The following is an 18732-nucleotide window of genomic DNA, read 5'->3' on the forward strand; positions in this document are numbered from 1 at the left end:
GGGCCGCCGGCCTTCCGCATCCGAGGCCGTGCGGCGGCCCCCCGTTGGCTCGTTTATTCAGAACCCCGCGGGGGGGCCGCGGGGGGGGGGGGGCCCGGGGGCCCCCCCCCCCCCCCCGCCCTTTGCTTGTCGTCGGTACCCGTCCGATTGCCCGGTGGATACGATGCTTGGTGGTACGGCGCATCCACTGTGATCCACCTCGGAGGGGGAGCGGAGCCATGCGATCGGTGAGCCGAAGCCAACTGGTGACTGCGGGACTGGGAATCGGGGCGGTCGGCGGATTCGTCGGCAGCCTGATCCACGAATGGAGCGCGCTCAGCGCCGCTCGTGGCGCGGCAGGCGAAGAAAGTGGGGAACAGCCTTCATGGGGCGTCGGCTCGTACCGCTCACGCTGGACAACCTTGCGGACCTTCCCCTCCGCTGCCGAGGCTGCGTCTTCTGGGAACTCGATCCCGTCCGGGGAGAAGCAGCGGTAAAGGCGGGCCGGGCGGAGCTGGAGAAGGAAGCCTGGATCTCGGCGGTGCTGCTGGAGTGGGGATCCTGCGGCAGAGTCGTCTACGTGGACGACGTTCCGGTGGGCTTCGTGATGTACGCGCCCCCGGCATACGTGGCACGTGCTACGGCGTTCCCCACGAGCCCGGTGTCGCCGGACGCGGTGCAGCTGATGACGGCAGCGATCGTGCCCGGCTTTCAGGGGCAGGGGCTCGGGCGGGTGATGGTGCAGACCGTCGCCAAGGACTTGCTCGGCCGTGGCTTCAAAGCGATCGAGGCGTTCGGGGACGCCCGCTGGAAGGAGCCGGGCTGTCTGCTTCCGGCCGATCATCTGCTCGCGGTGGGGTTCAAGACGGTGCGTCCGCACCCGGCGCATCCCCGGCTGAGGCTTGAGCTGCGTACGGCGCTTTCCTGGAAGGAAGACGTCGAGCTGGCGCTCGACAAGCTGCTGGGCGTCGTTCAGAAGGACCCGGTGCTGCGGCCGCTGTAGCGAAAACGGTGAGGGCCCACCCCGCAGGGTGGGCCCTCACCGTTTCACGTGAAACAGCGGCGGGTTGTTACTCGCCGAGGAAGGGGTCCAGGTCGCGGACGATCGCGGCCTTCGGCTTGGCGCCGACGATGGTCTTGGCGACCTCGCCACCCTGGTAGACGTTCAGCGTCGGGATGGACATGACGCCGTACTTCGCCGCGGTGGCCGGGTTCTCGTCGATGTTGAGCTTCACGACCTCGATCTTGTCGCCGTGCTCGGCCGCGATGGCTTCGAGGGACGGCGCGATCTGGCGGCACGGACCGCACCAGGCGGCCCAGAAGTCGACGAGTACGGGCTTGTCGCTCTTGAGGACGATCTCGTCGAAGGAGTCGTCGGTCACGTTCTTCAGGTCGCCGGCCACGGCGGCCTCCTTCACTTCTTCGGGGTGTGGGGTGGGGAAGGGGTCAGGCAGCAGGGGTCTTCTCAGGCTCAGCCACCTTCTCGCTGTCCGCGAGAGCAGCGAGGTAGCGCTCCGCGTCGAGCGCGGCGGAGCAGCCGGTGCCGGCGGCCGTGATGGCCTGTCGGTACGTGTGGTCGACGACATCGCCCGCGGCGAAGACACCGGCCAGGTTGGTGCGGGTGGACGGGGCTTCCACCTTCACGTAGCCCTCGTCGTCCAGTTCCACCTGGCCCTTGAAGAGTTCGCTGCGGGGGTCGTGGCCGACGGCGATGAACAGGCCGGTCACGTCCAGCGGTGCGGTCTCGCCCGTCTTGGTGCTGCGCAGGGTCACGCCGGACAGCTTCTGTTCTCCCTCAAGGGAAGCGGTCTCGCTGTCCCAGGCGAACTTGATCTTCGGGTCGGCGAAGGCACGGTCCTGCATGGCCTTGGAGGCACGCAGGGTGTCACGGCGGTGCACGATGGTGACGGACTTGGCGAAGCGGGAGAGGAACGTGGCCTCCTCCATCGCGGTGTCGCCACCGCCGACCACGGCGATGTCGTGGTCCTTGAAGAAGAACCCGTCGCAGGTGGCGCACCAGGAGACGCCGCGACCCGAGAGGTCGTCCTCCTTGGGCAGACCGAGCTTGCGGTGCTGCGATCCGGTGGAGATGATCACGGCCTTCGCGCGGTGCACGGTGCCCGCGGTGTCGGTGACGGTCTTGATGTCACCGGTGAGGTCGACGGAGACGATGTCGTCGGGGACGAGCTCGGCACCGAAGCGCTCGGCCTGGGCGCGCATGCTGTCCATCAGGTCCGGGCCCATGATGCCGTCGCGGAAGCCCGGGAAGTTCTCGACCTCGGTGGTGTTCATCAGCGCACCACCGGCGGTGACGGCACCCTCGAACACCAGCGGCTTCAGCGACGCGCGTGCGGTGTACAGCGCGGCGGTGTAACCGGCCGGCCCGGAGCCAATGATGATCACGTTACGGACGTCGCTCACGGGTTTCTTCCTCGTCTCTGCAGACTGCCTACTGCCAACCGGGGCCCGGTCTGAACCTTTCACCCCACCCAACGGATACTACGGGGCTGGCATTCCCGGGATCGCCGAGTACGTCGAGGCGTGTACTCAGCGTCGGGGGTAGGCGTGCGTCAGCAGCAGCTCGCCCTTGCCCTTGGGCGCCTTGTCGACGCAAGCCGCGTCGACGACGTACGCCTGGACCTGGGAGCTGTCGGAGGGGTGCGGGAGAACGAGGAGGAAGGCCTGCTTCCCCTCATAGGTGCCCTGCTCGCTGCCGAGCGGTGCCTCGGTGCGGCCGGTGCCCTGCTGGATGCAGGAAGGGACGTTGAACGCCTTCTTCGCCGAAGGGGTGTTCTCCTGCACGTCGAGCGACGGCGCGTTCTTCTCCCGGGGAGTCGTCAGTGCTCCCGGGCGTGAGTTCCCGGCGAGGATCTGCACCTGGTCCTGGAGCGGAGCCCCGGAGAACTGCTGACTCTGTGCCGAAGCGGCGGCGTCCTTGCCCGTAGAGGTCGGCCCTGCTTGGAAGGACTGCACGAGAAGGACACCGAGACCCAGCGCGGCAGTGCCCAGGACGGCACCCCACACGGCACGACGGCGTGGCCTGCGGGAGGAAGCCCGCCCGGGGCCGGTGGCCGCGCGGGCATGCCCGGACGGCCGGTCCGGCACGGAAGCCGGGGCTACCGGTCGGGGTTCGCTCTGCGATGTTTCACGTGAAACAGAGCGGGCCTCGTCGGCGGTGTCGGGTGCTGTGGAGTTCAGAAGGGCTTCGGCTGCGAGGGCCGCGTCGATCCGCCCGGCGACGTCGGCGGGCATCCGCGAGGGCCCGGGAAGGGTTCCGAGCAGTCCACGGATCTCCTCCAGGGACAGTTCCACGTCGGCGCAGAGCTCGCACCCGTCCAGGTGCTGTCGTACGTCCTCGGTACGGGACGGCGAGAGCAGCCCCTCCGCCAGATCGGAGATCTCCGCGACATCAGGGTGCTGAGTCGTGCCGGTCGTGGAGGTCACGCGCGCCCACCTCCGCCCTTCACAGCTGTAGGGCCGGTCGGCCCTGCGTCCCTTTGTTCCGATGCCGGTGGGACGGATGTCCCCGGCTCCCGGTTCCTTCCCCTCCCGGAGTCGTCATTACCCCCGGTACCACCGCGCAGATGAGTGAGGAGTGGGAGCAGTCTGGCCCGGCCGCGTGCGCAGCGGCTCTTCACCGTCCCGGTCGGTACGTCCAGGACACGGGCGGCCTCCGCCACCGGGTATCCCTGCATGTCGACGAGGACCAGAGCGGCCCGCTGCTCGGCAGGAAGGGTGCGCAGCGCTGCCAGGAGTTCGTGGTGCAGTGCCTGCCGCTCCGCGGGTGCCTCGGCCGACTCGTGGGGTTCCAGGAGCTGCTCCAGGCGCTCCGTGTCGTCCATGGGCGAGGTCTTGCGGGAGGCAGCCTTGCGTGCGCGGTCGAGACAGGCGTTCACCGTGATGCGGTGCAGCCAGGTCGTGACGGCGGACTGGCCGCGGAAGGTGTGGGCGGCCCGGTAGGCGGAGACCAGGGCGTCCTGGACCGCGTCGGCAGCTTCCTCCCGGTCGCCCAGCGTGCGCAGGGCGACCGCCCAGAGCCGGTCGCGGTGTCGGCGTACGAGCTCGCCGAAGGCCTCGGGGTCTCCCTTGACGTGCCGGGCCAGGAGTTCCTGGTCGTCGGCATCCCGCAGTGTGACGTCTTCCAACGGTGAGTCCCCCTCTCCCCTGATGGCTGAGTCAGCCTGTGAACTTCACATCGGTTATGGCCTGCTTGTGACCCGGGCCGCTGTAGTCGTCCTGGCCGGCCAGGGGCATGGCCGTCATCCAGAGCAGCACGTAGCGCGTCTTCACCGGCTTCTCCGCCTTGAGCGAGGCCGCCGAACCCTTGGTGGTCGTGGTGGCGATCTTCTTCATCGAGCCGACGTCTCCGGACGTGGACAGCTCGTTCGCCGCGTACAGGGTGATCGTGGTGTGGTCCCCCGGGTACCGGAGCGCTATCGACGACCCGGAGACGTTGGCCTCGGTGCCGAGGTCGTAGACGATGCCCACGCCCTTCTTGATCGAGGGAGCGAACTCGGGGCCGTCGGCGAACCACCTTGTGCGCCAGAAGGACTGGCTGTCGCCGTCGTAGGTCTTCGCCACGTCGCCCGCTGCCTGCGGGGAACCGTCGGGGTAGAACTCGACGGCGTCCTTGATGGTGAGCGGCTTGGGCGCGATCGGCTTGGATCCCTGGTTGCTCTTGGGATCGGTCTGCGTCTGGGTGTCGTCGCTCTTGCCCCGCCGGTCCAGCAGGGTGTCGGCGAGCTGCCAGCTGCCCAGGCCGAGCGCGGCGATGAGCAGTGCGGCCACGCCCCACTTGAGGGCCTTGCCGGTGCGGCTCTGGAGCGGAGGCGGCGGAACGGGAACCACGGCCTGCGGGGCGGCGGGGCGGCCCTGCGGACGGCCGTACGTGCCTTGCTGGTAATTGGTCCGCGGGTACTCGGGGCGCGGGGTGAAGGTCGGCTCCGGCGGGCGGATGCGGGGCATCGCTGCGACTGCCTTGGCCAGCTCGTCGGGGGTGGTGCAGGGCGGTTCCTGGCGGGAGGCGGTGGCGCCGTCGTTGGCCAGGGCACGCATGGCCAGCTCGGACAGGCCACGGTGGACACCGGCCCGGACCTGGTCGGGGGCGATCAGCCCGATGCCCTTGGGCAGCCCGGAGAGGCCGTACGCGTCGCTCTCGTACGGCCAGCGCTGGGTGAGCGAGGCGTACAGCAGGGCGCCGATCGCCTCGGTGTCGGTGAGCTGCGGACGCTCGGAGGTGATGCCGCGCAGCGCGGCGTTCACCGCGAGACCGCGGATCCGGTACTGGCCGGTGGAGGTGCGCAGCACGGCGCTGGGCGTGAGCCTGAGGTGGGCCAGGCCTTCGCGGTGCGCGGCGGCCATGGCCTGGGAGACCTGGCTGACCAGCTGGTAGGCGTCGTGCGGTTCCAGCGGCCCGGCGGCGAGCAGGGTCGTCAGCTCGGTGGCGTCGGGCAGCCACTCGTGGACGACGTAGACGAGGTCGTTCTCCTCGACCGCGTCCAGGACCTGTACGAAGCGGGGGTCGCCGAGCAGCGCCGAGGAGCGGGCGGCGGCGAGTACGGAGCGGGCCCGTGCGTGGTCGGCGGGCAGCAGATGCACGCCGACGGCGCGGCGCAGCTTCTCGTCGACCGCACGCCAGCTGCTGAATCCGTCGAGACGGGTGACGCACTCCTCCAGCCGGTAGCGCCGGGCCAGCTTGTGGCCGCTGTGCAGCTCCGGCGCGACGATCGCGGACTCGGTGCCCCGCTTCTCGCCGGGCTTGTCCTGCGTGCTCATCTCCGGTGTGTCCTGGTCTTCCGCCACCCCGTCGGCCGTGGCCCTGTCCGGCTCGGCGGCAGACGATGCCTTCCCGTGGGGAGAAGGAGCGTCACCGCTGTTGTCGGCCACGTCGACGGCAGCCGTGCTACGTTCCGCCACCGTCGTTCCTGCCTCCCCATCCGTTGAGAGCTGTTGAGCAGCCCTGCCAATTGTGCCCACAGTCCGCCGCTATGCACGACACACAGCGGTGGGCGATGGTTGTGCGACCGCCGCCGGTTCTCAGCGGCCGAGGCGCCCGCGGACCATGCCCACCAGGGCGTTCAGTTCCGCGATGCGCATCTTCTTCGCCGCGACGAAGAAGACTCCGAGAAGTACGGCTCCGCCGACGACCAGAGCCACGATCGAACCGAGAACTCCCTGGCCGAGGGCCTGGGAGAGCGCATACCCCACTGCACCGGCGGCCATGGCTGCCGGAACGGAGGCAATCGCGAGACGTGCGTACGTGCGCAGGACGTTCGCACCGTCCAGGTCGCCGCCGAGCCGCTTGCGCAGCCGCTTCCAGGCGATCCCGACGCCGATGGCGTAGGCGATTCCGTACGAGGCGGCCATACCGGTGACGGCCCAGCGGGGCGGCAGCACCAGGTAGCAGACCGCCGAGGCCGCCGCGTTGATGACCGCGACGATGACCGTGTTGTAGAAGGGCGTCCTGGTGTCCTCGTACGCGTAAAAGGCGCGCAGCACGACGTACTGCACCGAGTACGGGATCAGGCCGAGGCCGAAGGCCATCAGCATGAAGCCCATGTTGGTGGCGGTCGAGGTGCCGGAGGAGCCGAAGATCAGGGTGCAGATCGGGACACCGAGCGCGAGGAAGGTGAAGGAGATCGGCACGATGGCGACGGCCGTGGTGCGCAGGCCCTGCGAGATGTCGTCGCGGACCGCACCCGCGTCGTCCTCGTTGGCCGAGCGGGCCAGCCTGGGCAGCAGGGCGGCCATCAGCGAGACGGTGATGATGGCCTGCGGCAGCGCCCAGATGAGCTGTGCGTTGGCGTAGGCGGCGTAGCCGGTGCCGTCCGCTCCCTTGCCGACAGCGGCGGTGGCGAGCTGGATGACGACGATCGCGCCGGCCTGGTTGGCGAGGACGAAGAGGACCGTCCACTTGGCCAGCTTGGCCGCCTTGCCGAGCCCGTGACCCTTCCAGTCGAAGCGCGGGCGCAGCCGGAAGCCGGTCTCGCGCAGGTAGGGGATCATCGCCAGGGCCTGGACGACGAGGCCGAGCAGGATGCCGACGCCGAGCAGCCGCTCGCCCTCGGGCGGGATCGTCTCGACCGTCATCCGTGAGGTCGCCGACGTGCCGTACACCCAGAGGAAGAGACCGAGGGTGGCGATGATGACGACGTTGTTGAGGACCGGGGTCCACATCATCGCGCCGAACTTCCCGCGGGCGTTGAGGATCTGCCCCATCACCACGTGGACGCCCATGAAGAAGATCGTGGGGAGGAAGTACCGCAGCAGGGTGACCGCGACGTCATTGGCGGCGGGGTTGTTCGAGATCGGCACCGACAGGAACTTGATCAGCAGCGGCGCGGCGACGATTCCGAGGGCGGTGAGCACACCGAGTGCGAACGTGACCAGGGTCAGCAGGCGGTTGGCGTAGGCCTCGCCACCGTCGTCGTCGTTCTTCATCGCCCGCACCAGCTGGGGCACGAAGACCGAGTTGAGGCCGCCGCCGATGGTCAGGATGAAGATCATCGTGGGCAGCTGGTAGGCGATCTGGAAGGTGTCACCGAGCAGACCGGCACCGAGCGCCGCGATGATCATCGCGGAGCGGACGAAGCCGGTGAGCCGGGAGACCATCGTGCCCGCGGCCATCACCGCACTGGACTTCATCAGGCCCGCCGCCCGGCCCGCGGGCTTCTTCGGCGCCGGTGCGGGAGCGGGTGCGGGTTCGGGGGCGGCCTGGGGAGGCACTCCCGGGGTCTGCTGGTCGCGGTAGAGGTGCGCGAAGGCGTCCTTCTCCGGCTGCTCCTCCTCGCTCGCCCGGGTCACCAGGTCGTCGACGCCGGTGAACTGCACGGTGCGCGCGTCGTCCCCGTACGGAAGGTGGCGGGAGGGCCCGTCGGGCTCAGGCGCAGGCGTCTGAGCCCACACCAGCGGGTTCGGGGCGTGCGGCGCCGCGGCCGGCTGCTGGTACAGCGGCTGCGTCTCCTGGTACGTGCCCGGGGGCGGCGGCGGGTGCGAGGCGCGGTCGTAGAGCGCCTCGGTCACCGGGTCCTGCGCGGAGAGATCCTGCGACCGGTAGGGGTCGTAGTCGTACGCGGACTGGAGATACGGGTCGTCCGGCGCGGCGGGCTGCTGCGGCGGTGGCGCGTGGCCCGCCGCATCGCCGCCCGCGCGCTGGCCGCGGTCACCGTCGTACGGCGCATTCATTGCAACCCCACCTCATCGTCCCCGGCCGACGGCCCACGACATAGTTCAACGGTCATTGCTCACACGGCATGGCTCAACGGTCCACTTTCTCACCCGTGGCCGACGGCTCCCCGCTTTCCGGACCGGTGTCCGGGGTCGGGTCACTCGGCTGCTCGGGGTCGTGGCCGTCCGGAGCGTCCTCACCGTCGGGCGTGTTGTCGCCGGGCGGTGTACCGCCGTCGGACTGGTCGCCGCGTGCGGACGCCCGCTTGCGCTGCGAGTACATCTTGATGCCGGCGAGCACCAGCAGGAGCACACCGCCGGCGATCACCAGCATGATCGTCGGGGTGACCTCGTTGACGTTCACCATGAACCGCATCTCGGGTCCGTACGGTGTGCCGTCCTCGGTGTAGAGCCGTGCGATCACCGGGACCTTGCCGTTGGCGTTGGCCGTGGTGGCGATCTTGACCGACTGGCTGTGGCCGCCCCGCACCTTGATGGGCTGCTCGGTGACCGCCTTGCCCTCGCCCTCGCCCAGCTTGAGACGGGCGGGCAGGGTCGACTGGAGACGCAGCACCAGATGATCGACGTCCTGCACCAGCTTGTTCTGGATCGTCACGGGGATCGTCGCACTGCGCCCCGACAGGGTCGCCGTCGACTTCTCGATCAGATTGACCTCGTTGGTGAGGTCGTCCAGGTAGCGCTGCACATCCTCGCGGTAGACGCTCGCCACGGTCTCGTTGCCGCGCCAGGAGGTCGACATCTCGCGGTTTATGGCGTTGCCGAAGGGGGTGACGACGCGCTCCGGCTTGGTGAGAACCACCTTGAAGCGGTCCAGCGTGAACTGCGTCGCCTTGATGTTCTCGAAGGCGATGGTGGGCAGCTCCTGGTCGCGCAGCTTGTCCGGGTAGGAGGACCAGCCGGGGATCTCGGTCCGCGCCGCGGGGTCGGGCTTGACCTTCGCCGCCGCCGGCAGATCGAGCGGCTGGGTCCAGCGCCGGGTGTCCAGGGCCCTCAGTGCGGTCGCCATCGACTGTGCCTGGGTGACGGAGGGCATCCGCTGCGGGGCGATGACGATGCTGCGCTGCTTGTCCTCGTCCTGCTGGGTCAGCGCGAGCGTCTGGGCGAGGAAGTTCTGCACTGCCAGGGTCGAGTTCTGCGCATTGGCCATGTCGCCCTGGAAGGCGGTGGAGAGGCGAGCGTCGGCGACCACGGCTGTCCGCCCGGCGCCGATGGGCCGGGCCGCCGTCGGCGTGTACGGCAGTGCGTCGCTCTCGTCGAAGCTGTCGCTGCGGGCGATCACGTGGTGCGCGCCGGCCGAGGTGGCGGTGTTGACGATCGCGGGGTCGACGGCCCCCTCGACCGGCCAGGCGAAGTCCGTGGACGGTTTCACGTGCAGCGTCGAGTCCACCGTGATCCTGGCTGCCTCGGTGGCGCGCTGCAGTTGGTTCAGGGAGCCGGGGACGTTCTTCCCGCGGTGGGCCAGTGACGCCAGGTCCGGGTCCGCGAACGGGAGCGCCACCACCTTCTTGCTCTGGACCGCCTTCTCCAGCGAGTTCAGCCACTGCTTGGCGACGGCCTGGCTCTTGCCCGGCACGTTGGTGCCGGTCGCCCTGTCCTTGACCGTGTAGCCCTTGACCATCGCGTCCACGGTGGCGAGCAGGTCCGGGTCGATGACCCAGGTCACCGGGAGCTCGTTGCCCAGCGAGACCATCTGCTCCAGCCGGCCGCCCGGCGCGAGCTCCTTGGCGAGGTCGTCGTTCTCGAAGACCGGGGTCTGCTGCTCGTCCGAGCCCGTTTCGGCGGACAGCCGCGTCGTGGAGATCAGCGGCCACAGCGAAGTGATCTGCGTCTTCTTCTTGGTGCCGTCCGGTGCCCACGGAAGGAACGTCCGCTGTATGCCCAGGAGCTCTTCGCTGCGCCCGGCGGTCTTGCCGGAGAGCGAGACACCGAGCTGATAGACGCCCGTTTCGTCGAGGCCCAGCTTGTCCACCGGCACCGCGATCGTGAAGTCCGTACTGATCCCCGGAGCCAGCTCCGGGATCTTGACGACGTACTTCTCCAGCTCGGCCGACTCACCGCTCCCGGAGAGGCCGGTGCGGGCCGCCGCGGCGTCGATCTGGGTGCGCCCGGAGAGTCTGCCGCCCACCCGCAGCCCGACCCTGGCCTCGGTGACGGACCGCTTGCTCTTGTTGGTGACGGTCCCGGACACGGTGATCGTGTCGCCCTTCTTCGGGGCGTTGGGAGTCAACGAGTCCAGCGCGACATCGACCGTGCCGGCTCCCGTCGCGTCCTGCGCGGCGTAGGCGGCCGGAGCGGCCGGTAGCTGCGCCAGGCCGACCAGGAGCGGGGCGCCGGCCATGAGAGATGCCGCACGCCGGACCCATCGGCGGGCAGGAGAAGGATTCATCCCCTGAAAGTCTGCCGCCTCGGCCACGCGCTCGCCCGTCCCTCTTCGTTGGCTGCCGTTGATGGTTGTCCGGTTGCTGCGTCCACGCATGGTAACGATGCGCGCAGCGCCGAAGTGCCGCGGACTGCGCCACATGATCGGAAGAGTCTCTCAGGGCCGGGGGAAAACGATGACACTCCGCCCGGCGGGGGCACGTACCCTTTTCTGTTGTGCCGAACGCCAACGAAGACAACCCCAGCGCCCTGAGTCAGGTGCAGCACCGCGCGGTCAGTGAACTGCTGCGGGTCTCCCCTGTCGCCGACGACCTCGCCCGCAGGTTCCAGGAGGCGGGCTTTAGCCTCGCGCTGGTCGGCGGCTCGGTCCGGGACGCGCTCCTGGGCCGGCTCGGCAACGACCTGGACTTCACCACGGACGCGCGCCCCGAGGACGTACTCAAGATCGTCCGGCCGTGGGCGGACGCGGTCTGGGAGGTCGGGATCGCCTTCGGCACCGTCGGGTCGCAGAAGGACGGCTACCAGATCGAGGTCACCACCTACCGCTCCGAGGCGTACGACAGGACCTCGCGCAAGCCCGAGGTGTCCTACGGCGACTCCATCGAGGAGGACCTCGTACGCCGCGACTTCACCGTCAACGCGATGGCGGTCGCGCTCCCCGAGAAGGCGTTCATCGACCCGCACGGCGGGCTGGAGGACCTGTCCGCCAAGGTGCTGCGCACGCCCGGAACCCCCGAGGACTCCTTCTCCGACGACCCGCTGCGCATGCTGCGTGCCGCCCGTTTCGCCGCACAGCTCGACTTCGAGGTCGCCCCCGAGGTCGTCGCGGCGATGACGGCGATGTCCGAGCGGATCGACATCGTCTCCGCCGAGCGGGTACGTGACGAGCTCAACAAGCTCCTGCTGTCCGACCACCCGGCGAAGGGCCTTTCGCTCCTGGTCGACACCGGGCTGGCCGACCACGTGCTTCCCGAACTTCCCGCCCTGCGGCTGGAGAGTGACGAGCACCACCGGCACAAGGACGTCTACGAGCACTCGCTGATCGTCCTCCAGCAGGCCATCGACCTGGAGAAGGACGGCCCCGACCTGGTGCTGCGACTGGCCGCCCTGCTGCACGACATCGGCAAGCCGCGCACCCGGCGCTTCGAGAAGGACGGCCGCGTCTCCTTCCACCACCACGAGGTGGTCGGCGCGAAGATGACCAAGAAGCGCATGACGGAGCTGAAGTACTCCAACGACATGATCAAGGACGTGTCGAAGCTGGTGGAGCTGCACCTGCGCTTCCACGGCTACGGCACCGGCGAGTGGACCGACTCGGCCGTCCGCCGATACGTGCGCGACGCGGGCCCGCTGGTCGAGCGGCTGCACAAGCTGACCCGCTCGGACTGCACCACCCGCAACAAGCGAAAGGCCGCCGCCCTGTCGCGGGCGTACGACGGTCTGGAGGAGCGCATCGCGCAGCTCCAGGAGCAGGAGGAGCTGGACTCGATCCGGCCCGACCTGGACGGCAACCAGATTCAGGAGATCCTGGGGGTCGGCCCGGGACCTGTGATCGGCAAGGCGTACAAGTTCCTGCTCGAACTGCGCCTGGAGAACGGCCCGATGGAGCACGACGAGGCCGTCGCGGCGCTCAAGGAGTGGTGGGCCGCACAGAACTGAGGCCATGTTTCACGTGAAACAGCCCCAGGCGTACAGCTCCGTCGTAGCGGGTGGGTTCGGGACGGGCGTTGTTTCACGTGAAACAACGCCCGTCCCGTGTGTTCCGTCGCCAACGGGAAAGCGCCAGCGCCACCACGGCGTAGAGCACCGCGACGCCGACGACCAGCGTGACCGAACGACCGTCGGGCGGCAGCACCAGGGCGGCGACTGCCGCAGCACTCACGAACGCGACGTTGAACAGCACGTCGTAGAGCGAGAAGACCCGGCCGCGGAATGCGTCGTCCACCGAGGACTGCACCACGGTGTCCGTCGCGATCTTCGTGCCCTGGCTGACGAGGCCGAGGGCGAAGGCGGCGATCAGGACCGGTGCGGGAGCGAAGGAAAGCCACAGCGCCGGTACGAGCACAGCCGCCGAGGCCGCGCACACGATCATCCAGCCGTACGCCCCCAGCCTGCCCACCGCCCAGGGGGTGATCAGGGCGGCGACGAAGAATCCGGCTCCCGAAATTCCGAGCGCGAGACCCAGCAGGGCCAGCCCATCGGTGCCCGCGGAGGCGTTCGAGCCCTCGCCCCAGGCATAGCGGCACAGCATCAGGAGAGTCACGGTCAGCGCGCCGTAGCAGAAGCGCAGCACCGTCATCGCTGCCAGTGAGCGTGCGGCGGAGCGCTGCTGGGACAGATGGCGCAGGCCCTCGGCGAGACCACGTGCGGTGGAGGCGAGGGCCGCACCCAGCCGGGGCTGGATCTGGTCGCGGTCCGGGCCCAGCAGTTCGCGGTCGATGCGCAGGGACGCCAGGGCGGAGCAGAGATAGAGGGCCGCGCCGAGGAGAACGACCGCCGCATCGGAGTCCCAGCCCAGCAGGCGCACGGCGAAGGCCAGACCGCCGCCCAGGGTGGCCGCGAGAGTGCCGGCGGTCGGGGAGAGGGAATTGGCGATGACCAGGCGTTCCCCGTCCACGACGCGCGGCAGGGCCGCCGAGAGCCCGGACAGCACGAAACGGTTGACCGCGGTGACCGAGAGCGCGGACGCGTAGAAGATCCAGTCCTGAGCCGAACCGACGATCAGCAGAGCGGTGACCCCTGCGAGGGCGGCGCGCAGCAGATTCCCGTACAGGAAGACCTGGCGGCGCCGCCAGCGGTCGAGGAGGACTCCAGCGAAGGGGCCGATGACGGAGTACGGCAGCAGCAGCACCGCCATCGCGGAGGCGATCGCGGCAGGTGAGGTCTGTTTCTCCGGTGAGAAGACGACATAGGCGGCGAGGGCCACCTGGTAGACGCCGTCCGCGGACTGGGAGAGCAGCCGCACCGTCAGCAGGCGCCGGAAATCGGGCAGGCGCAGCAGTACACGCAGATCACGCACGACGGACATGCGAGCAAGGGTCACACACCGCACGAGGAGGGGCCCCGGGCGGTTGCCCGGGGCCCCTCCTCACCAAAGCGGTGGAGCTCAGCGCTCGACCTCGCCCTTGATGAACTTCTCGACGTTGTCGTAGGCCTCGTCGTCGAAGTACTGAACCGGCGGGGACTTCATGAAGTACGAGGAGGCGGAGAGGATCGGGCCGCCGATGCCGCGGTCCTTGGCGATCTTCGCGGCGCGCACCGCGTCGATGATGACGCCCGCGGAGTTCGGGGAGTCCCAGACCTCCAGCTTGTACTCCAGGTTCAGCGGGACGTCGCCGAACGCGCGGCCCTCAAGACGGACGTACGCCCACTTGCGGTCGTCCAGCCAGGCCACGTAGTCCGACGGGCCGATGTGGACGTTGTTGTCGCCCAGCTCGCGGTCACGGATCTGCGAGGTGACGGCCTGCGTCTTGGAGACCTTCTTGGACTCCAGGCGGTCGCGCTCCAGCATGTTCTTGAAGTCCATGTTGCCGCCGACGTTCAGCTGCATGGTGCGCTCCAGGCGCACGCCGCGGTCCTCGAACAGCTTCGCCATGACACGGTGCGTGATGGTGGCGCCGACCTGCGACTTGATGTCGTCGCCGACGATCGGGACGCCCGCCTCGGTGAACTTGTCCGCCCACTCCTTGGTGCCGGCGATGAAGACCGGGAGGGCGTTGACGAAGGCGACCTTGGCGTCGATGGCGCACTGGGCGTAGAACTTCGCCGCGTCCTCGGAGCCGACCGGCAGGTAGCAGACCAGGACGTCCACCTGGGCGTCCTTGAGGGCCTGGACGACGTCGACCGGCGCCTGCTCCGACTCCTCGATGGTCTGGCGGTAGTACTTGCCCAGGCCGTCCAGGGTGTGGCCGCGCTGGACGGTCACGCCGGTCTGCGGCACGTCGCAGATCTTGATGGTGTTGTTCTCGCTGGCGCCGATGGCGTCCGCGAGGTCGAGGCCGACCTTCTTGGCGTCGACGTCGAACGCGGCAACGAACTCCACGTCCTTGACGTGGTAATCACCGAACTGAACGTGCATCAGACCGGGCACGCGACTGTCCGGGTCAGCGTCCTTGTAGTACTCGACGCCCTGGACCAGCGACGCAGAGCAGTTGCCCACGCCGACGATGGCTACGCGAACCGAACCCATTGACGGTTGCTCCCTGTGTGTTCTCGACGAGGCCTGCGGGGTGCAGGTCCTCAGTTGGCGGTGTCGTCGGACGGATCCGGCGGGGTGGTCCCCCTGTGCCGGGGCAGACCGCCCTGATCACCTGATGTCTGGTCACCCGATGCCTGGCCACCGGCTGCGCGGTCGTCGGGCCGGCGTTGGTCCCGGCCCGCCCGCTCGCTCTCGATGAGCTCGTTCAGCCAGCGCACTTCGCGCTCCACGGACTCCATGCCGTGCCGCTGGAGTTCGAGCGTGTAGTCGTCGAGGCGCTCACGAGTACGGGCCAGTGAGGCCCGCATCTTCTCCAGGCGCTCCTCAAGCCGGCTGCGACGTCCTTCGAGGACGCGCATCCGCACCTCGCGCTCCGTCTGCCCGAAGAAGGCGAAACGAGCCGCGAAGTGCTCGTCCTCCCAGGTGTCGGGGCCGGTGTGCGAGAGCAACTCCTCGAAGTGCTCCTTACCTTCCGCCGTCAACCGGTAGACGATCTTGGCGCGACGTCCTGCGAGCGAGGCGGCGAGGGCGTCCTCGGGGGCGCTGCCGGGTTCCTCGATCAGCCAGCCGCTGGCGACGAGCGACTTGAGGCACGGATAGAGCGTGCCGTAGCTGAAGGCCCGGAAGACGCCCAGCGAAGTGTTGAGCCTCTTGCGCAGCTCGTAGCCGTGCATCGGTGACTCGCGGAGCAGCCCGAGGACGGCGAATTCGAGGATGCCGGAGCGTCTGCTCATCCTTCGCCTCCCGCCGCTCTCCGTGAGTCCCGTTCACCGTCCGGCACTTATGCCGAGCTGATGTATCGACTCGATACATCCAGACGATAGAACGGCCGTCCGCCGGCGACAAGGCCGGTCATGGTGAACGGCGTCACATCATCAATTCGTGGGAAGCAACTTGCCTGATTTGGGGTGAACATCGGCACTGGGAGGGTTTTGACCGTGCGTAGTCTGTGCGGCATGCAAAACACCGGGAGCCGCGTGACGCAAGGGGGCGTCGTGCTCCCGGACGCAGTAGGGACACGCCTCTGGAGGGGTGTGTCCGCATTTCGGGGGGACCGGAACTCAGCTGCCGCTTCCAGGCGATCTCGCCTGCCCGAGGAGTAATCGTTCGATGAGCGAGCACCGTCGCAAGCCTCCGCAGCCGCAAGGCGGCGGACGTGCCGCGGCCAGGAAAGCCGCCCAGCAACCTTCAGGCCGCCGTGGGACCTCGTCGTCCCGTGGCAGTGCCGCCGGGTCGCCGTCAGGTTCGTACGGTCAGGAACGACCGTACGGAGGAAGGGCCGAAGCCCGTCGTGCCGCCCAGCGCGGTGGCGGAGGTGGTGGCCGCCGCGGTGGCGGCGGCAGCGACCGGGGTGGTGACGAGGGCCCGGGACGCGGCCGCGGGAGGGGAGGCCGCCCGCAGAAGAAGAGGTTCATCGACTACCCGCGTTCCATGAAGTACGGGTGGAAGAGGTTCGTGCCGTCGTGGAAGCAGGTGACGGGGCTGTGCATCGGCTTCGTGGGCGCGCTGCTCGCGGCGGGGAGCATCGCGTACGCGTGGGTGGAGATCCCCAAGGTGCACGACGCCGCCAAGGCGCAGAACAACGTCTACTACTGGGACGACGGCAAGACGCCGATGGCGGCGACCGGCGGTGAGTTCAACCGCCAGGAGTTGGCCTTCGAGGCAATCCCCCCGGCCATGCAGGACGCGGTGAAGTCGGCGGAGAACAAGTCCTTCGACGAGGACCCCGGTGTCGATCCCGTCGGTATTCTGCGGGCCCTGGCCAAGATGGCCATAGGAGGAAACACCCAGGGTGGTTCCACGATCACCCAGCAGTATGTGAAGAACTCGATGCTCGGCCAGGAACAGACCCTGACGCGCAAGTTCACCGAACTCATGATCTCCATCAAGGTGGGCGACAAGCTCAAAAAGAGCGAGATCATGGCGGGCTATCTCAACGTCTCGTACTACGGGCGTGGAGCGTACGGCCTCCAGGCCGCGGCCCGTGCGTACTTCAACAAGGACGCCAAGGACCTCACCCCCAGCGACTGCGCCTTCCTGGCAGCGGTGCTCAAGGGTGCGACCTACTTCGACCCGGCCGGTGCGCCCGAGATCGACCCCGAGGCCACCGCGGCGAAGAACCGCGTGAGGGCCGAGGAGAGGTGGTCCTGGATCCTCAATGAGATGGTCAAGGACGGCCGTCTTTCCCAGGCGAAGCGGAACGAGTACAAGACATTCCCGAATGTCGTTCAAGTGAAGAAGAACGCCGCGCTGAGCGGGCAGATCGGTTATCTGGTCGACCTGGCCAAGGCGAACTTCATCAACAAGAACAACCAGGGCATCGACGCGAAGAAGCTCTCCGAGGGCGGATACCAGATCGTCACCACCTTCAACAAGGAGAAGGTGGCACGGCTGGAAAAGGCCGTGAAGAGCGTCTACGAGAAGAAGATCGACCCCAAGAAGCGCCCGAAGACCGACCCGCACGTCCAGTTCGGAGGGGCCTCGGTCGACCCCAGGGACGGCAAGATCGTCGCCGTCTACGGCGGAACGGACGCGACGAAGCACTTCACCAACAACGCCGACCAGACAGGTGCCCAGGTCGGCTCGACCTTCAAGCCGTTCGTACTGGCCGCGGCGATGCAGTACGGCAAGCGCGACCCCAGCGGTTCCAGGAACCAGGACCTCAGCGAGCGCACCCTCGTCTCCCCCAAGAGCATCTACAACGGCGACGACAAGCTGAAGATCAAGAACTTCGACGGAAGTGTCTGGCGCAACGAGAAGGGCCTGGAATGGCTCCAGACCAACGACGGTCACGAGTCGTACGGCCCCATCGACCTGCGTGAAGCGATGCGGGTGTCCGCCAACTCGCCCTACGTGCAACTCGGCATGGACGTGGGCATCGACAAGGTGCGGGAGACGGCGATAAACGCGGGCCTCCTGAAGTCCAGCCTCGCCAAGGGTGAGAACCCGTCGTTCTCCATCGGTATCTCCGACCCGAGCGCCATCCGGATGGCCGGCGCCTACGCGACCTTCGCTGCCAGCGGCAAGCAGCACGAGCCCTACTCGGTGAAGGAGGTCAAGAAGGGCGGCAACACCATCTGGACGCACGACGACGTGCCCAAGGTCACGACCGAGGGCATCGATGAGAACGTCGCCAACAACGTCACCGAAGTCCTGAAGAACGTCGTCGAGAAGGGCACCGGCTCCAACGCCAAGATCCCGGGCCGGGAAGTGGCGGGCAAGACCGGTACCACCGACGGCAACAAGTCGGCCTGGTTCGTGGGCTACACACCGGAGCTGTCCACCGCCATCGACATGTACCGGATGGACGACAACGCAGACAACAAGAACCGTGCGTTCCTGGAGATGTTCGGTACCGGTGGTGAGAAGAAGATCCACGGTGCCTCCTTCCCCTCCCAGATCTGGCACGACTACATGGTCGACGCCCTGAAGGGCACGAAGCCGTCGACCTTCCCGGTGCCCGAGCCCATTGGCGAGACCCTCTACGGGGGCGGCGCCAAGAGCCCGGAGCCGACCCCGACGAACACTCCCTCGCCCACGCCGTCCGAAACCCCCGAGAACACTCCCTCGCCGACCACTCCGCCCCCGCCGAGCCCCGGCACGACTCCCCCCGGTGGTGGCGGTGAGGAGTGCGACCCGTTCGACTGGGAGTGCAAGTGGGATCCCGGCAGCGGCAACGGTGGTGCGGCCGACGGTGGCGCAGGAGCCAACGGCGGGAACGGCGGCGGGGAGACCCAGCAACCACCGCCGCCGACGGAAGGCGCGCACAACGGAGGCCAGAACGGCGGGCCCAACGGAGGCGGTGGCAACAACGGCGGCCTCCTGGGCGGCAACGAATAGCGTCGGCCACGCCCCGTAGCACCTGAGCAGGACCCCGCAGTACCCCGAGGGCCTTCGTATCGACACCGGTGCGGCGGCCCTCGGCGTATCCGTGGGCACCTTGTGCCGATCCGGCCGTGCGGTGGCCGATGGCGGCGGCGCCCCCGCCG

At 68.5% G+C, this 18732-nt stretch carries 13 protein-coding genes; 3 read left to right on the forward strand and 10 right to left on the reverse strand.

The features are described from left to right. Positions 1-364: 364 nt before the first annotated feature. On the forward strand, positions 365-982 hold the full coding sequence (locus ACFYVL_RS41000; RefSeq protein WP_389254535.1) for a GNAT family N-acetyltransferase: 618 nt from the start codon (positions 365-367) through the stop codon (positions 980-982). Between the two features lie 67 nt (positions 983-1049). Here the strand turns inward: ACFYVL_RS41000 and trxA are convergent, their stop codons facing one another. From trxA to ACFYVL_RS41035, 7 genes are all read right to left on the reverse strand, one after another. Then, the gene (trxA, locus tag ACFYVL_RS41005; protein WP_389254537.1) at positions 1050-1382 is read right to left on the reverse strand and encodes a thioredoxin; all 333 of its coding nucleotides are present in this window, start codon (positions 1380-1382) and stop codon (positions 1050-1052) included. A gap of 43 nt (positions 1383-1425) precedes the next feature. Further along, positions 1426-2400, reverse strand: a complete 975-nt coding sequence (gene trxB / locus ACFYVL_RS41010; RefSeq protein WP_389254540.1) for a thioredoxin-disulfide reductase — start codon at positions 2398-2400, stop codon at positions 1426-1428. Between the two features lie 126 nt (positions 2401-2526). Then, entirely contained in the window at positions 2527-3423 is an 897-nt protein-coding gene (locus ACFYVL_RS41015; protein WP_389254542.1) for a hypothetical protein, read from the reverse strand. After that, the gene (sigM, locus tag ACFYVL_RS41020) at positions 3420-4124 is read right to left on the reverse strand and encodes an RNA polymerase sigma factor SigM (RefSeq protein ID WP_389254544.1); all 705 of its coding nucleotides are present in this window, start codon (positions 4122-4124) and stop codon (positions 3420-3422) included. The genes ACFYVL_RS41015 and sigM overlap by 4 nt, the downstream gene beginning before the upstream one ends. Positions 4125-4155: 31 nt before the next feature. Beyond that, entirely contained in the window at positions 4156-5895 is a 1740-nt protein-coding gene (locus ACFYVL_RS41025) for a protein kinase family protein (protein ID WP_389254546.1), read from the reverse strand. A gap of 120 nt (positions 5896-6015) precedes the next feature. Beyond that, a complete protein-coding gene (gene murJ, locus ACFYVL_RS41030; RefSeq protein WP_389254548.1) occupies positions 6016-8163 on the reverse strand; it encodes a murein biosynthesis integral membrane protein MurJ in 2148 nt (715 codons plus the stop codon). 73 nt (positions 8164-8236) lie between these two features. Then, positions 8237-10579 carry a DUF6049 family protein gene (locus ACFYVL_RS41035; RefSeq protein WP_389254550.1) on the reverse strand — a complete coding sequence of 781 codons (2343 nt, stop codon included), beginning with the start codon at positions 10577-10579 and terminating at the stop codon, positions 8237-8239. 182 nt (positions 10580-10761) lie between these two features. Here ACFYVL_RS41035 and ACFYVL_RS41040 point away from each other — a divergent pair, with 182 nt between their 5' ends. Beyond that, the gene (locus ACFYVL_RS41040; RefSeq protein WP_389254552.1) at positions 10762-12204 is read left to right on the forward strand and encodes a CCA tRNA nucleotidyltransferase; all 1443 of its coding nucleotides are present in this window, start codon (positions 10762-10764) and stop codon (positions 12202-12204) included. Between the two features lie 73 nt (positions 12205-12277). On the opposite strand, the gene ACFYVL_RS41045 is transcribed toward ACFYVL_RS41040, so the two are convergent. The 3 genes from ACFYVL_RS41045 to ACFYVL_RS41055 form a co-directional block, all read right to left on the reverse strand. Next, on the reverse strand, positions 12278-13573 hold the full coding sequence (locus ACFYVL_RS41045) for an MFS transporter (RefSeq protein WP_389254554.1): 1296 nt from the start codon (positions 13571-13573) through the stop codon (positions 12278-12280). Positions 13574-13651: 78 nt separating this feature from the next. Continuing rightward, positions 13652-14734 (reverse strand): inositol-3-phosphate synthase, encoded by a 1083-nt coding sequence (locus ACFYVL_RS41050; RefSeq protein ID WP_389254556.1) that lies wholly within the window; start codon positions 14732-14734, stop codon positions 13652-13654. A 50-nt stretch (positions 14735-14784) separates the two neighbouring features. Continuing rightward, complete coding sequence (locus ACFYVL_RS41055) at positions 14785-15477, reverse strand: helix-turn-helix transcriptional regulator (RefSeq protein ID WP_389254558.1); 693 nt, start codon at positions 15475-15477, stop codon at positions 14785-14787. A gap of 376 nt (positions 15478-15853) precedes the next feature. Between ACFYVL_RS41055 and ACFYVL_RS41060 the strand changes: the two genes are divergently transcribed. Continuing rightward, on the forward strand, positions 15854-18583 hold the full coding sequence (locus ACFYVL_RS41060) for a transglycosylase domain-containing protein (protein WP_389254560.1): 2730 nt from the start codon (positions 15854-15856) through the stop codon (positions 18581-18583). Positions 18584-18732: the final 149 nt, after the last annotated feature.

Source organism: Streptomyces sp. NPDC004111, assembly GCF_042874215.1.
Classification (GTDB): Bacteria; Actinomycetota; Actinomycetes; order Streptomycetales; family Streptomycetaceae; genus Streptomyces.

What these genes read in the sequence shown, in the direction of transcription:
- ACFYVL_RS41000 (WP_389254535.1), top strand. Translation starts at nt 365, where the DNA reads ATGGGGCGTCGGCTCGTACCGCTCACGCTGGACAACCTTGCGGACCTT.
- murJ (WP_389254548.1), bottom strand. Translation starts at nt 8,163, where the DNA reads ATGAATGCGCCGTACGACGGTGACCGCGGCCAGCGCGCGGGCGGCGAT.
- ACFYVL_RS41045 (WP_389254554.1), bottom strand. Translation starts at nt 13,573, where the DNA reads ATGTCCGTCGTGCGTGATCTGCGTGTACTGCTGCGCCTGCCCGATTTC.
- ACFYVL_RS41050 (WP_389254556.1), bottom strand. Translation starts at nt 14,734, where the DNA reads ATGGGTTCGGTTCGCGTAGCCATCGTCGGCGTGGGCAACTGCTCTGCG.
- ACFYVL_RS41055 (WP_389254558.1), bottom strand. Translation starts at nt 15,477, where the DNA reads ATGAGCAGACGCTCCGGCATCCTCGAATTCGCCGTCCTCGGGCTGCTC.
- ACFYVL_RS41060 (WP_389254560.1), top strand. Translation starts at nt 15,854, where the DNA reads ATGAGCGAGCACCGTCGCAAGCCTCCGCAGCCGCAAGGCGGCGGACGT.